At 67.7% G+C, this 13,501-nt stretch carries 12 protein-coding genes and 1 pseudogene; 4 read left to right on the top strand and 9 right to left on the bottom strand.

The features are described 5' to 3' along the window. Window positions 1–21: 21 nt before the first annotated feature. Window positions 22–906, top strand: coding sequence for a transcriptional regulator GcvA (gene gcvA, locus ACQ1W9_RS10875; protein ID WP_346060556.1), 885 nt, complete (start codon window positions 22–24; stop codon window positions 904–906). 149 nt (window positions 907–1,055) lie between these two features. On the opposite strand, the gene ACQ1W9_RS10870 is transcribed toward gcvA, so the two are convergent. Beyond that, a complete protein-coding gene (locus ACQ1W9_RS10870; protein ID WP_431023391.1) occupies window positions 1,056–1,949 on the bottom strand; it encodes a LysR substrate-binding domain-containing protein in 894 nt (297 codons plus the stop codon). Between the two features lie 822 nt (window positions 1,950–2,771). On the opposite strand from ACQ1W9_RS10870, the pseudogene ACQ1W9_RS10865 reads away from it, so the two are divergent. From ACQ1W9_RS10865 to ACQ1W9_RS10855, 3 genes and pseudogenes are all read left to right on the top strand, one after another. Then, window positions 2,772–2,900: pseudogene (locus ACQ1W9_RS10865) on the top strand (ornithine cyclodeaminase family protein); the annotation flags it as partial. Between the two features lie 121 nt (window positions 2,901–3,021). After that, the gene (locus ACQ1W9_RS10860) at window positions 3,022–4,944 is read left to right on the top strand and encodes a lipase family alpha/beta hydrolase (RefSeq protein ID WP_431023390.1); all 1,923 of its coding nucleotides are present in this window, start codon (window positions 3,022–3,024) and stop codon (window positions 4,942–4,944) included. A gap of 14 nt (window positions 4,945–4,958) precedes the next feature. After that, window positions 4,959–5,936, top strand: coding sequence for a DUF4105 domain-containing protein (locus tag ACQ1W9_RS10855; protein WP_431023389.1), 978 nt, complete (start codon window positions 4,959–4,961; stop codon window positions 5,934–5,936). 405 nt (window positions 5,937–6,341) lie between these two features. Here the strand turns inward: ACQ1W9_RS10855 and ACQ1W9_RS10850 are convergent, their stop codons facing one another. The 8 genes from ACQ1W9_RS10850 to phnD all read right to left on the bottom strand — a co-directional run bounded on the left by ACQ1W9_RS10850 (window position 6,342) and on the right by phnD (window position 13,288). Then, window positions 6,342–7,442, bottom strand: coding sequence for an aminotransferase class I/II-fold pyridoxal phosphate-dependent enzyme (locus ACQ1W9_RS10850; protein WP_431023388.1), 1,101 nt, complete (start codon window positions 7,440–7,442; stop codon window positions 6,342–6,344). A gap of 201 nt (window positions 7,443–7,643) precedes the next feature. Then, complete coding sequence (locus ACQ1W9_RS10845) at window positions 7,644–8,363, bottom strand: RNA methyltransferase (protein WP_431023387.1); 720 nt, start codon at window positions 8,361–8,363, stop codon at window positions 7,644–7,646. Window positions 8,364–8,756: 393 nt separating this feature from the next. Continuing rightward, a complete protein-coding gene (mntA, locus tag ACQ1W9_RS10840) occupies window positions 8,757–9,167 on the bottom strand; it encodes a type VII toxin-antitoxin system MntA family adenylyltransferase antitoxin (protein WP_431023386.1) in 411 nt (136 codons plus the stop codon). An 84-nt stretch (window positions 9,168–9,251) separates the two neighbouring features. Next, window positions 9,252–9,821: a histidine phosphatase family protein gene (locus ACQ1W9_RS10835; protein ID WP_431023385.1), complete on the bottom strand. Its 570-nt coding sequence runs from the start codon at window positions 9,819–9,821 to the stop codon at window positions 9,252–9,254. A gap of 9 nt (window positions 9,822–9,830) precedes the next feature. Further along, complete coding sequence (gene phnE / locus ACQ1W9_RS10830; protein WP_431023384.1) at window positions 9,831–10,649, bottom strand: phosphonate ABC transporter, permease protein PhnE; 819 nt, start codon at window positions 10,647–10,649, stop codon at window positions 9,831–9,833. Beyond that, window positions 10,646–11,458, bottom strand: coding sequence for a phosphonate ABC transporter, permease protein PhnE (gene phnE, locus ACQ1W9_RS10825; protein WP_431023383.1), 813 nt, complete (start codon window positions 11,456–11,458; stop codon window positions 10,646–10,648). Before phnE (ACQ1W9_RS10825) ends, phnE (ACQ1W9_RS10830) begins: the two co-directional genes overlap by 4 nt. Then, the gene (gene phnC, locus ACQ1W9_RS10820) at window positions 11,446–12,201 is read right to left on the bottom strand and encodes a phosphonate ABC transporter ATP-binding protein (RefSeq protein ID WP_431023382.1); all 756 of its coding nucleotides are present in this window, start codon (window positions 12,199–12,201) and stop codon (window positions 11,446–11,448) included. Before phnC ends, phnE (ACQ1W9_RS10825) begins: the two co-directional genes overlap by 13 nt. Before the next feature lie 79 nt (window positions 12,202–12,280). After that, window positions 12,281–13,288 (bottom strand): phosphate/phosphite/phosphonate ABC transporter substrate-binding protein, encoded by a 1,008-nt coding sequence (gene phnD / locus ACQ1W9_RS10815; RefSeq protein ID WP_431026436.1) that lies wholly within the window; start codon window positions 13,286–13,288, stop codon window positions 12,281–12,283. Window positions 13,289–13,501 lie beyond the last annotated feature (213 nt).

Here is a 13,501-nt window from a genome sequence, read left to right as displayed (position 1 = left end):
CTTGTTCTATGAGTGCCTGCGATGCGTCGTCACCTGCCTTCCCTGAATGGCCTGCAGTGCTTCGAGGCGGCGGCCCGCCACCTCAGCTTCACCCGCGCCGCCGACGAGCTGAGCCTGACCCAGAGCGCGGTCAGCAAGCAGGTGGCGCAGCTAGAGGCGATGCTCCAGCATCCGCTGTTCCGGCGCATCCGCAAGCGCCTGCACCTCACCCCGGAGGGCGCGGTCTATCTCTCGGAGGCGCGCAAGATCCTCGCCCAGGTGGAGATGTCGACCCGTTATATGCAGTCCTACGGCGGCGAGTCCCAGGTGCTGAACGTCGCCACCCTGCCCACCTTCGGCGCCCGCTGGCTGATTCCGCGGCTCAAGGGATTCCGCTTCCGGCACCCCGATATCAACCTCAATATCCTCCACCGCTCCGAGCCCTTCGACATGGCCCAGGAGCGGGTCGAGGTGGCCTTCTTCTTCGGCCATGGCGCCTGGCCGCGGGCGGAGTGCATCAAGCTGCTGGACGAGGAACTGGTGGCGGTCTGTGCCCCGGCGGCGCTGGAGGGCATGGCGGTGGGCGAGCCCCTGGACCTGACGCGGCTGGTGCTGCTGCAGAGCGCCACCCGGCCCGAGGCCTGGCACGACTGGTTCGCGGCCCAGGACCAGTACACCGAGCACAGCTATCACGGGCCGCGTTTCGATACCTTCTATATGTCGCTGCGCGCCGCCCAGGCGGGCTGTGGGGTGGCCCTGGTGCCGCGCTTTCTGGCCCAGGAGGAACTCGACGAGGGCAAGCTGGTGATTCCCTGGCCCTTCGCCCTCAAGAGCCGGGACGCCTACTACATGGCCCACCCCGAGCATATGGCCGAGCTGGACAAGGTCCGGGCCTTTATCGACTGGATCCGCGAGCGGATCGATTAAGTGCCTGTTCGGCCGCGGTCTGGCTAAAGCCAGCGAGTGGGGGAGATTCTATGTTGCCCCTCGAGTCGCCGCCGCGGTTTTTGTGGGAGCTCGGCTTCGCCGAGCGATTGGCGCCGCCAGGCGCCTCGGACCCCATCGGCAACCCCCTATCAGGAAGAGGCCGCGGCGCCGACCAGATGCTCGACGAAGCGCCGCACCTTGGCCAGCTCGCCCAGGTGTTCCGGATAGACCAGGTAATAGGCGCTGGCGCTACGCAGCCGGTGGGGGGAGGCGATGGCCAGGCGGCGCTCCCGGAGTTCCTCCTCGACGATAAAGCGCGGTACCAGGGCCACGCCGCCGCCGGCCATGGCGGTACGCACCAGCATGGGAAAGGTCTCGAAGCGGGTGCCGTGGTAGCTGCGGTCGGTGCTCACCCCTTGCTCGGCGAACCAGCGGTGCCAGGCATCCGGGCGGGTCGACAGGTGCAGTAGCGGCAGGTCGGCCAGCCGGGCGACGCTCCCGGGCTCATGGCGTGCCAGCAGGGCAGGGGCCGCCACCGCCACCATCTCCTCGTCCAGCAACTTGTGGCAGGCCAGGTCGGGCCAGCTGCCGTGGCCATAGAAGAGCGCCACGTCGATATCCTGCTGCTCCAGGTCGAAGTCCTCGACCCGATCGTGGAACTCCAGGCTGATGCCCGGGTTGTCGGCCAGGAAGGCGGGCAGCCGGTCCGCCAGCCAGCGGGCGCCGAAGCTGGGCAGGGTAGCCACCTTGAGCACCTCGCTGTTGCCGCTGTAGGTCATGATGGCCTGGGTCGACATCTCGATCTGGGCCAATACCTTGCGCACGTCGCTGAGGAAGATGGCGCCCTCCGGCGTCAGCACCAGGTGGCGCCGCACGCGGCGAAACAGCTTGTGCTGCAGGTGGGCCTCGAGCTGGGCCACCTGCTTGCTGACCGCGCTCTGGGTCAGGCTCAGCTCGTCGGCGGCCCGGGTAAAGCTCATATGCCGGGCCGCCGCCTCGAAGCACTGCATGGCGGTGGTGGAGGGGAGGTTGCGTGAGGCCAAGCGCGAGGCTCCTGATCGGCGTCCGGACGCCAAACAGTAGCAGAGGCGGCCCTGGCTGGGAACGCGGCCCCGGGGCGCTTGGTACGGCGATACCGCCTGGCGTAGAGTGATGGCTCCACCGAGCCGGGCCCGCCACTGTGTGACGAGATCGCCACCGTTAAGGAGGCTTGCCATGAAGCTCTATTACCATCCCGATCAGGAGCGCCATGCGCCGCCCACCTTCCTGCTGCGCGGCGCGCCGGCCCTCTGAGGCGGCGCAGTCGCCCTGAGTGACAGCCAAGGCCTTCCAGATCGCCCTGGGGGCGATATCGCTCGGAATTCGAGCTCCCACGGTAGCCCTGGTGGCACGGGTTTTTGTGGGAGTCCGGCTCTGGCGACGGTCCGACGCCTCGGCGATGGCGACGCAGTCGCCCTGAGTGACAGCCAAGGCCTTCCAGATCGCCCTGCGGGCGATATCGCTCGGAATCCGAGCTCCCACGGTAGCCCTGGTGGCACGGGTTTTTGTGGGAGTCCGGCTCTGCCGCCGGTCCGACGCCTCGGCGATGGCGACGCAGTCGCCCTGAGTGACAGCCAAGGCCTTCCAGATCGCCCTGGGGGCGATATCGCTCGGGATCCGAGCTCCCACGGTAGCCCTGGTGGCATGGGTTTTTGTGGGAGTCCGGATTCCGGACGATTGGGCGACGCAGTCGCCCCCAGTGAATGGCGCCGCAGGCGCCTGTACATGAATTAACCAACCGAAGAGAGAGATACGCCATGACCGTCAGCTATCACCACAGCAATGCCCGCATGAGCCAGATCACCGTGCACAACGGCACCGTCTACCTGGCCCGCGACGACGCCGAGACCCTGCTGGTGGTGGGTACCGGCAAGCTGGCGCCGATGGTCATCGAGGCCCATGCCGCGGTGCGCCCCATCACGCGGGTGCGGGTCTGGGGGCGCAACCCCGACAAGCCTTCTCACTATTGCCCGTTCTGAGTCGCCTTCAAACATACAAGTGCCAGGCAGACCGTTGAGCGACGGTGGGCGCCTTTCTCTGGCATTATCTCTCCCAGGAGAGCCAGGGAGGGAAGGGATGCATGTCATAAGGAGCCTGGCCTGGGGGATGGCCGCCTTGATCTTGAGCGGCTGCGCCGGGGTCAAGGTGGGCACTCTCAGTCCCCAGGACTATTTCGCCCTGCAACGGGGCGATGTGCTCAGCACCGGCGAGTTCAGCGCCGTGGCCCGGGCCGCGCTGCAGGTGGTGGGCCTGGACGAGCGTAGCTGTCGGCGTGATGCCGCCGGTTGTCGGGGCCGGGTGGCGGACTCCATCGGCCTGGATGACGAGCAGCGGCTCTCCACCCTGGCGGAGCTCTGGCTGTGGCAGGCCCTGGAGCGCGAGGCCGATGATCCCGAGGCGAGTTTCGCCGCCTACCTGGAGAGTGCCCGCCATGCCTATGGCTATCTGTTTCTGACCGAGCGCGCCCCCGGGGCCCGGGCCCTGGAGGGGCGCCAGTTCCAGGTGCGCGACTTCTATAATTATGCCACCCAGCAGGCGGTGGCCAGGCTCTTCGATGACTACCGGGCCGGGCTGGCCGAGATTGTCAGCGACGCCGAGCCAGTTGCCGCCAGAGGCGAAGACGACGTCTGGCTGGAGCGTGCCGGCTGGCGGCTGGGCGTGGATATGGAGAGCGTGCGCCTGCCCGGCCAGCAGACCCTGCCCCAGGGCCTGCTTCCCGCGGCCTCGCTGACTTTTTCGGGGCTGCGCAATCGCTATCGCCGCGATGGCCTGGGGGCCGAGCTGGTCGTGGAGGGGGCCGATCGGGTCCGCCATGGGCGCCGCGCCACCCAGCCCTTTACCGAGTCGCCGTTCCCGGCCATCACGGTGCTGCTGCGCTTCCCGGGGGATGACCTGGCGTCCTTGCTGGCCGGCCACGAGGTGCATGTGGAGGCCTATGACCCCTACCGCTGGCGGCGGGTCACCCTGGCCGGCGAGAGCGTGCCCCTGGCCGGCAACTTCACCTCCGGTTATGGGCTCTGGCTGGCCCGCTCGGGGTTTGCCCAGGAGGCGCTGCGCACCCTGATCGGCCGTGGCCAGGGCCTGGAGGAGCCCCATCTCTACCTGATGCAGCCCTATGATCCCGAGCGACGGGTGGTGGTGATGCTGCATGGCCTGGCCAGCAGCCCCGAGGCCTGGATCAACCTGGCCAACGAGGTGCTCGGCGACGAGACCCTGCGCCGACACTACCAGCTATGGCAGGTCTATTACCCCACCAGCGCGCCCATCGCCTTCAACCACCGGGCCATTCGCGAGGCCCTGGCGGCGACCCTGGCACACTTCGACCCCTCGGGCCGGGCCCAGGCCAGTCGCGAGATGGTGGTGGTGGGCCACAGCATGGGGGGCGTGCTGGCGCGGCTGCTGGTCTCCGAGGGAGGCGAGGGGCTGTGGCAGGGTGTCGAGCGGGCCTATGATCTGGATGCCGAGACCCGCGAGCGGCTGCGCCCGCGGCTGGCGCCCTATGTGAATTTCCAACCCATGGAGGCCGTCACCCGGGCGGTCTTTATCGCCGCCCCCCATCGCGGCACGCCCTTCGCCGAGGGCCGCCTGTCCCGCGGCGTGGCGGCCCTGGTGCGCCTGCCGGCGGTGGCCGCCACCCGGCTCGCCGAGGTGGCCCAACTGATGCTGGCTCCCGAGGCCACGCCGCCGGAGTCGCTGGCCCGCTCGATGAACAGCATTCGCGCGCTGAGCTACCGCGCCCCCTTTATGCGTCTCAGCGCGTATCTTCCCATTGGGGACGCGGTGCGCTACCACTCGATCATCGCCAACGCGACCCCCGAGCGGCCGCTGGCGCGCAGCAACGATGGCGTAGTCCCCTATCTCAGCGCCCACCTGCCGGGGGCCGAGTCGGAGCGGGTGATCGAGAGTGGCCATAGCGTTCAGGAGACCCCAGAGGCGGCCCTGGAGATTCGTCGTATTCTGCATCGCCACCTGGACGCGCCTCATCGGGAGGCGCCATGAGGAAGGTATCGAGAATGGTGTTACTGGTTTGCGTGTCGCTGCTGATCCTGCTGGGCACCCTCTGGGGGAGCCTGGCGCTGGCCTATCAATGGCCGCTGCCCGGGCCGCGCCTGGCGGCGGTGGGCTGGTGCCTGGTCGGCCTGGGCGCCCTCTGGTGGCTATGGCGCGGGGAGCCCCTGTGGGGCTGGGTGGGCTATGGCGTGCTGTGGGTGCTGCTGCTCGGCTGGTGGTTTAGCCTGGCCCCTTCCAACGCGCGTGACTGGGCCGCGGACGTGGCGCAGATGCTCGAGGGCGAGGTCGACGGGGATCGATTGATTCTCCACCAGGTGCGTGACTTCCGCTGGCAGGACCGGGAAGCGGGCGAGCCGCACTGGGAGACCCGGGAATACGATCTGTCGCGGCTTGCCTCGGTGGATCTGCTGATCTCTAACTGGGGGCTGCCGCTGATCTCCCATGTGATGGTGACCTTCGGCTTCGACGACGGTGACTTCCTCACCTTCTCGGTGGAGATCCGCCGCGAGCGACACGAGGCCTTCTCGTCGTTGGCCGGTTTCTTCAAGCAGTACGAGCTGAGCATCGTCGCCGCCACGGAGCGCGACCTGGTGGGCGGGCGCACCAATCACCGCGGCGAGCGGGTCAGCCTCTACCGGATCGAGATGTCGCCCCGGGCGCGGCGCGGGCTGCTGCTCTCCTATGTGGCGGAAGCCAATGCCCTGCACGAGGCGCCGCGTTTCTACCACACCATCACCGCCAACTGCACCACCATCGTCTACGCCATGATGCGGCGCATCGTCGACGGCCTGCCCATGGACTACCGGCTGCTGCTGACCGAGCGCCTGGCGGACTATGTGCATGCGGTGGATGGCCTGATGCCGGGCTACTCCCTCGAGACCCTCAAGGCCCGCGCCGATATCACCGAGGCGGCCCGCCAGGCCGGCGATGCCGACGACTTCTCCTGGCGCATCCGCCAGGGCGTCCCGGGGTGGGAATAAAATAATATCTCACCAACCTGTCTTGTTAGGGCTCGTAGGTCCGGCGTCCCGCTTCCGCTGGATATCAAGGGCGCCTTCGGCGCCAATCGTTCGGGGAACCCGAACTCCCACCACCCCAGTGGCAACCCGCACCGTGGGAACGCGGCGGTCCGGCGTCCCGGTTCTGCCGGTCCGACGCTTCGGCGATATTGCCCGAAGGGCGATCAAAAAAAACGCCGCCGACTCCCGTCGGTGGCGTGGTGGTTCTAGCCCTCCCTGGGCACCCTCCCGGTGCCGACCTTCCCTACAGGGCCTCCTGGCCCTTCGCGTCCCTGGCGTGGCGTCCGGCAGTGTCCTTTGCCGCCACTTCACTCTAGTCGGCATAGATGACAATGCCATAACGATAGTGTTAACGGTTGATGACGGCTAACGCAGGGCCCGCTCGAGGATCTCCAGCCGCCCGGGCGCCAGGGCGTCCTCCACCGCGGTGATGCGCAGGATATGCCCCAGGGCCGGATGATTGGGTCGGGCGATCAGTCGGCCCGCCTCCAGCAACTGGCGATTGACCCGCTCGGCGAGTTCGGCATCGGCCAGGCGGATGGCGATAAAGTTGGTAGCACTCGGCAGCACCTCGGCGCCCAGCTCGCGGAAGTGGCCGGCGAGCCGCTCGCGCCGGGCCTTGACCGCCTGGATATGCGCGCGCACCTCTTCGGGGTGATCCAGCACCACCTCGGCGGCGGCCTGGCTCAGGGTCGAGACCGCATAGTGGATGCGCACCTTCATCAGCATGGCCAGGGTCTCGGCCTCGGCGATGGCATACCCCACCCGCAGGCCCGCCAGGCCGTGGGCCTTGGAGAGGGTGCGCAGGCGCACCACCCCGGCCAGGGCCTGGTTGACCTCGGGCGCCTCGGCATCGTCGCGGAAGTCATGATAGGCCTCGTCGAGCAGCAGCCAGCAGTCCTCGGGCAGGCGCCGGCGCAGGGTGCGGATGGCGCTGTCGTCGTGGAGATGGCCGCCGGGGTTGTCCGGGTTGGCCAGATAGACCAGGCGCGCCTGGGCGTCGTGAGCCGCGTCGATCAGCGCCTCCAGGTCCGGGGCCAGCACGCCGGGCGCTTCCCGGTAAGGCACTTCCTGCAGGCTGAGTCCCTGGCCCTGGGCGAAGTAACCGAAGGTGGGGTAGGTGCCGGCGGTGGTCACCACCGACTCACCGGGACTTACCAGGCCGCGCAGCGCTAGGGCGATCAGGCTATCGGCACCGGCATCCACCAGCAGTTGCTCCAGCGGGATGGCGAGTTGTACGGAGAGGCGCCGGCGGAGGCCCAGCGCCTCGGCATCGCCGTAGCAGTAGACGTGCTCCACCAGGGCATCGCCGAAGTGCTCGCGCAGCGCCCGGTGGGGCATGTCGAGCCCCTCGTTGGAGCCCAGGCGATGGGGAATCTCCCGGCCCAGGCGTCGCTCCAGGACCTTGATGCCGGGGAAGGGGTTATGCGGGCCGGAACCCGTCAGATGCTTGGGAAAGCGGGGCATAGCTCAGCCTTGTTGCCGGAAAGCGATGGCCCCATGGTGCCATAACCGGGCGGGGATGGGGGCCTGCCGGGGCGCCTGCGGCGCCAATCGTCCGGGGAACCCGAACTCCCACAACACCAGTGGCCACCCACACCGTGGGAGCGCGGATTCCGCGCGATATCGCCCGAAGGGCGATCCTGGTAGGTGGCGTCGGGGGGAGGCCTATGGCTCCAGCGAGGCCAGCAGCCCGCGCAGCAGCGAGAGCTCCTTGCGGCTGGGCTGGGCGCGGGCGAACAGCGCCTGCAGGTGCTGCTCGGTGCGGGCATGGGGCTGGGTGATAAAGCCACTGGCCTGCATCACCCGGGAGAGATGGGCATGGAAGTGGGCCAGCTGCTCGCGGCTGGGCTGGCGCTCCTGGGTGGGGCGCTGGGGTGCATAGCCGCTCTGCGGGCGCTGGCGCCAGGCCTTGAACGCCTCATAGGCCAGCACCTGCACCGCCTGGGAGAGGTTCAAGATGCCGTAATCCGGATTGGCGGGAATGCTCACCTGATGGCTACAGCAGCGGATCTCGTCGTTGGTCAGGCCGAAGCGCTCGCGGCCGAAGACCAGCGCTACCGGGTCGTGCTCGGCCTGAGTGATCAGGTCGCGGGCCATGGCATCCGGCTCGTCGTAGTGAGGCAGCGGCTGGTTGCGTAGCCGGGCGCTGGCCCCCACCACCTGCACGCAGTCACTGACCGCCGCCTCCAGGGAGTCCACCACCCGGGCGGCCTCGACGATATCCTCGGCGCCGGCGGCCAGGCGGCTCGCCTCCGGGTCGGGAAACCGGCGGGGATTGACCAGCACCAGGTCCGTCAGCCCCATGGTCTTCATGGCCCGGGCCGAGGCGCCGATATTGCCGGGGTGGTAGGTCTGGACGAGGACGATGCGGAGATTGGCGAGCATGGGAAAGCGGCCCCGGTGACGAAAAACAGGCGGCAAATTCTAGCACGGTGACGAGGGAAAGGGCGGGCGCCTGCCCCAAGGGCGACTTCGTCGCCCAATCGCCGAAGCGTCGGACCGCCAGACTCCCACAACACCAGTGGTAGCCCACACTGTGGGAGCTCGGCTGTGCCGCGCGATATCGCCCGAAGGGCGATCTGGAAGGTCTTAACTATCACCCAGGGCGCCTGCGGCGCCCATCGTCCGGCGGAGCCAGACTCCCACAACACCAGTGGCCACCCAACCCCAACCTGCAATGGGAATGGTCACCCCTTCCGCGCGATTCCCCAGGGCGCCTGCGGCGCCCATCGTTTTAGCCGCGCTCCGGTGTGTCGGTGATCCCACTTATCTCGGCCATCAGGTAGTCAAGAAACGAGCCGCATACTCTTGCTCCAGATACCAATGCTCGAGGTCATGCCAGGTACGACTCAAGAAGCGCATCCATGGCAGGTCGTCCTCTCCGGCCAAGGGAATGCCTTCTTCGGCAACTACGGTGCGAATCGTCAGGTTGGCCCGCTTCAGGTCGATAATATCGATGGTGTCCGGCTCACAGGCCAAGTGCTGAGCCAGGACGGATTTGAGACGCTCATTGCGTGACAAGGTCTCCAGTGCCGATGCGTTGTCATTTTTCCACTGGACGGCGATATCCCAGTCACTGTCCGGCCGCGCATCATCCCTGACGCGGCTACCGATCAAGGTCGCGAAATCGAGGCCGTCGATACTCGAGAGGGCATGGCGCAGCGCTACCAGAGATTCCTGCATGGCCATCGTGGCTCCTTGGGTCGCCTATCGATATCCCCATTGTCGGTGGCGTCCACCGGAGTGGCAACCGTCGGTTGTGGATTCAACCCATCAGTGCCGTGCCAGCGGGGTCAGGCTGGCGGGGGCCAGGGGCGGGCGGTCGCGGTGCTCGCTCAATGGCCGGCCTTCCAGGGCGGTGAGCAGGATCTGCAGGGGATCGCCGTGGCTGACCAGCAGCAATGTCTGGTCGGCGTGGCGGCGTTCCAGTTCGTCGATCACCGCGGTCAGCCGCGCGGCCACCTGGGCCACGCTCTCGACTCCGGCATGGCGGTGTTCGGGATCCCGGGCGTCCCGGGCCCAGACCTCGGCGTAGTGGCCGTCGTCCTTGCCATCAAAGGCGGCGAAGTAGCGCTCCCGCAGCCCCGGGTGCGGAGCCAGCGTCAGGCCGAAGTGGTCGGCCAGGCGCTGGGCGGTCTGGGTGGTGCGCATAAAGTCGGAGTGGTAGATGGCGTCCGGGGCCGGCCCCTGCCAGGCGTCGATGCAGGCCGCCAACTGGGCCTCGCCCCGGGCCGAGAGGCCGAAGCCGGCGACCCCGCGGACGGGGTCGCTGACGATCAGGCCGGCGGCATTGGCCTGGCTATGGCCGTGGCGCATCAAGAGGTAGCGGTTGGCGAGTGGCATGGATAACTCCTAGATCAGGCGCTTGCGGATCTGCACCACCAGCAGCTCGATCAGCAGCACCACGGCGAAGATGGTCAGCAGGGCGGTGGCCACCTTGGGCCATTGGAAGAGGTTCATGGCGTCGTTGAGCACCACGCCGATGCCCCCGGCCCCCACCAGGCCCAGCACCGCCGACTCGCGCACATTGATGTCCCAGCGGAACAGCACCACGCTGTAGAAGGCCGGCTTGGCCTGGGGCCAGTAGGCCTTGAGCAGCACCGCCAACGGCGAGGCGCCGGTGGCGCGCAGCGCCTCCACGGTGCCCATATTGACCTCCTCCAGGGCCTCGGAGAAGAGCTTGCCGACGAAGCCCACCGAGCGCAAGGCCACCGCCAGCACCCCGGCCAGCACGCCGGGGCCGAACACCGCCACGAAGAGCAGCGCCCAGACCAGGGAGTTCACCGAACGCGAGGCCACCAGGAAGAACTTGGCGACCCAGTTGAGCCAGGCGGAGGGGGTGATATTGCGCGCATTGAGCAGCGCCAACGGCACCGCCAGCAGCAGGCTCAGCAGGGTGCCGAGGGTGGCGATATGCAGGGTCTCGAGCATGGCGCCATGGATGCTGGCCGGGTAGGCGGCCAGGTCGAGGGGCCACATGCGCCGGAACATGTCCGCCATCTGCTGGGGGGCGTCGTAGAGGAACTCGGGGATGATCTCCACGGTGCGCAGCGAGGCGATAAAGGCGGCCACCACCACCAGGTAGACCAGATAGCGGGCGCTGCGCTCCAGGGGCGTGAAGCGTTGCCAGCGCCGGGCGTCATGTGACTTGGTGACGACGGATGCACTCATTGGAAGACCCTCCGCACGGCGTTGGACAGTGCCTCACCGACCAGGATCAGGGCGATGATGGTGATCAGGATGGCGGTGACGAAGTCGTAGTCGAAGCGCTGGAAGGCGGAGAAGAGGGTGCCCCCCAGGCCGCCGGCGCCGACGATGCCCACCATGGTGGAGTTCCGCAGGTTGGAGTCGAGCTGGTACATGGAGAAGCCGATAAAGCGCGAGAAGACCTGGGGCAGCACCCCGAAGAGGATGATGCTGGCGAAGCCGGCGCCGGTGGCGCGAATCGCCTCCACCTGCTTCAGCGAGATCTCCTCGATGGCCTCGGCGAACAGCTTGGCGATAAAGCCCACGGAGGCCACGATCAGCGTGAGGATGCCGGCCAGGGCGCCGAAGCCCACGGCCTTGACGAAGAGGATGGCGATGATCACCGGGTGGAAGGTGCGGCACAGGGCGATAAACACCCGCATCGGCGCGCTGACCAGGTTGGGCATCAGGTTGCGGGCGGCCAGCAGGCCCACGAACAGCGAGATCACGATGCCCACCACGCTGGCGATGATGGCGATCTGCAGACTCTCGATCAGGTCATTCAGCAGCAACTCCCAGCGGCCGAAGTTGGCGGGAAAGAGCCGCCCCAGCAGTTCGCCGCCCTGGTCGATCCCCACCAGGAAGCGCGCCCAGGTCAGGTCGAGGGTGGTGGCCGCATAGACCAGGTAGAGCACGAGGCCGGCCCAGAGGGCGCGGCTGCCCCAGCTGGGATGGAAGGGGTGGGCGCGCTCGGGATCGCTTGCCCGTGGTGTGGTGTGGTTCAGCTCAGCCATGATTCCCCCCCATAGATACGCTTGAGGTGGTCGTCGGTGATGCCGTCGGGGGCGCCGTCATAGACCACTTCGCCGCCGCTCATGCCGATCATGCGCCTGGCGAAGCGTCGCGCCAGGTTGACGTCGTGGATATTGACCAGGGTGGGGATGCCCTTGTCGTTGGCCAGGGTGGTGAGCAGCTCCATGATCTCCACCGAGGTCTTGGGGTCGAGCGACGAGGTGGGCTCGTCGGCCAGCAGCACCACCGGGTCCTGCATCAGCGCCCGGGCGATGCCGACGCGCTGGCGCTGGCCCCCGGAGAGGGCATCGGCGCGCTGCTTGGCGAAATCGCCGAGGCCGACGAAGTCGAGCAGGTCGAAGGCGCGCCGGATGTCTTCGGCGGCGAACTGGCGTCGCCAGGCCTTCCAGGCGGACATATAGCCGAGGCGTCCGGTGAGCACGTTCTCCAGCACCGTGAGGCGTTCCACCAGGTTGTACTCCTGAAAGACCATGCCCACCTGGCGGCGCAGCTCGCGTAGCGGGCGGCCCTGGATCGCGGCCACGTCATCGCCGCGGAACAGGATGCTGCCGCCGGAGGGCTTGATCAGGCGGTTGATGCAGCGCAGCAGGGTGCTCTTGCCGGTACCGGAGGGGCCGATGATGGCCACGATGCCGGGCTCGTCGATGGTGATATTGATATCGCGCAGGATCGGCGTGTCGGCCACATAGGCGTGGTGCAGGCCGCGGATCACGAGATCGCTCATAGGGGGCTTCCTTCGGGCAAGAGGGGGCCGACAGGCGGCCGAATCGGCCGCCTGGCTGGGTTCTCGACGGGGCTTGGGGTTACTCGCGGGCCGCGGCGGCCTCGCGCTCGGCCAGCTGCTGCAGGCCGCGCTCGGTGTAGGCGGTGCCGGTGGCGTGGGCGATATCGCGGATTACCTGCCAGTCCTGCTGGTAGGTGATGGGATAGAAGCGGTCGGCGCCGTCGAAGGTCTCCTGCATCTCCTCGGGGAAGCGATAGCTGAAGAAGGCCTCCTCGATCTGCTCCACCAGCTCCGGGTTCAGGTCGTGGGCATAGCCGAAGGCGGAGGTGGGGAAGCGGTCGCTGGTATAGATGATGCGGAAGTCGTCGGCCTCGACGCGGCCCGCCTCGACCATGCGATCGAAGACATCGGAGGCCACCGGGGCGGCGTCATAATCGCCGGCAAGCACGCCCATCACCGACTGGTCGTGCTTGCCGGAGTAGACCACCTGGTAATCCTCGTCCGGGGTCAGGCCCAGGCCGGGGAACAGCGCCCGGGGGGCCAGGTTGCCGGAGTTGGAGGAGACCGAGGTGTGGGCCACGGTGCGCCCCTCGAGGTCCTCCATCGACTCGATATCGCTGTCGGCGCGGACGATGGTGATCAGGTTGTAGCCCTGGAACTGGTCCTCGTAGCCCTTTACGGCGATGGGCACATAGCCGGCCAGGTTCACCGCGTAGCCGGTGGGGCCGGTGGAGAAGCCGGCGATATGCAGGCGCCCGGAGCGCATCGCCTCCACCTGGGCGGAGTTGGAGTGCACGCTGTAGTAGACCACCCGCCGGCCGGTGGCCTCGGAGAGGTGTTCCTGGAAGTCGGCGAAGGCGTCCTGATAGACCGCCGGGTCCTCCACCGGGGTATAGGTGAAGACCAGGGTGCTGGGGTCGCGCCAGCGGCTCTCGTCGCTGGGCGTATCGGCGACCATGTCCTGGTTGTCGTCGCAGTAGATATCGTCCAGGGCACCGCGGTGGCCGCACTCCTCGGCGAGGACGGGGCCGGCGAAGGCCAGCAGCAGGGCGCCGGAGCAGGCGAGGGCGAGGGGGGATCGGGTCATCATGGTAATAGCATCCTTGAGCATGGCGTTATTGATGTTGTTGTTGCCCGCCGCGAAGGCGTGGCAGGACCACCTCGTGTGGCTGCTTTAACCTAAGCAAGGAGAATGCCAACCTGGTGCATTTCGCCTAGGGGCGCCCCGCGTTGGGGCGCTGGCCGTGGGGGGCATCCGGAAATATGACGACCTTGGGTCAGGGGTGACCCAAAGGCGAGG

The organism is Halomonas sp. H5, from assembly GCF_050613175.1.
Taxonomy (GTDB): Bacteria; Pseudomonadota; Gammaproteobacteria; order Pseudomonadales; family Halomonadaceae; genus Bisbaumannia; species Bisbaumannia salifodinae.
The sequence above is the reverse complement of the archived record's forward strand: the minus strand, read 5'-3'. Positions and strand labels throughout refer to the sequence as shown.

What these genes read in the sequence shown, in the direction of transcription:
- gcvA (WP_346060556.1), top strand. Translation starts at nt 22, where the DNA reads ATGCGTCGTCACCTGCCTTCCCTGAATGGCCTGCAGTGCTTCGAGGCG.
- ACQ1W9_RS10860 (WP_431023390.1), top strand. Translation starts at nt 3,022, where the DNA reads ATGCATGTCATAAGGAGCCTGGCCTGGGGGATGGCCGCCTTGATCTTG.
- ACQ1W9_RS10855 (WP_431023389.1), top strand. Translation starts at nt 4,959, where the DNA reads ATGGTGTTACTGGTTTGCGTGTCGCTGCTGATCCTGCTGGGCACCCTC.
- ACQ1W9_RS10850 (WP_431023388.1), bottom strand. Translation starts at nt 7,442, where the DNA reads ATGCCCCGCTTTCCCAAGCATCTGACGGGTTCCGGCCCGCATAACCCC.
- ACQ1W9_RS10845 (WP_431023387.1), bottom strand. Translation starts at nt 8,363, where the DNA reads ATGCTCGCCAATCTCCGCATCGTCCTCGTCCAGACCTACCACCCCGGC.
- mntA (WP_431023386.1), bottom strand. Translation starts at nt 9,167, where the DNA reads ATGGCCATGCAGGAATCTCTGGTAGCGCTGCGCCATGCCCTCTCGAGT.
- ACQ1W9_RS10835 (WP_431023385.1), bottom strand. Translation starts at nt 9,821, where the DNA reads ATGCCACTCGCCAACCGCTACCTCTTGATGCGCCACGGCCATAGCCAG.
- phnE (WP_431023384.1), bottom strand. Translation starts at nt 10,649, where the DNA reads ATGAGTGCATCCGTCGTCACCAAGTCACATGACGCCCGGCGCTGGCAA.
- phnE (WP_431023383.1), bottom strand. Translation starts at nt 11,458, where the DNA reads ATGGCTGAGCTGAACCACACCACACCACGGGCAAGCGATCCCGAGCGC.
- phnC (WP_431023382.1), bottom strand. Translation starts at nt 12,201, where the DNA reads ATGAGCGATCTCGTGATCCGCGGCCTGCACCACGCCTATGTGGCCGAC.
- phnD (WP_431026436.1), bottom strand. Translation starts at nt 13,288, where the DNA reads ATGACCCGATCCCCCCTCGCCCTCGCCTGCTCCGGCGCCCTGCTGCTG.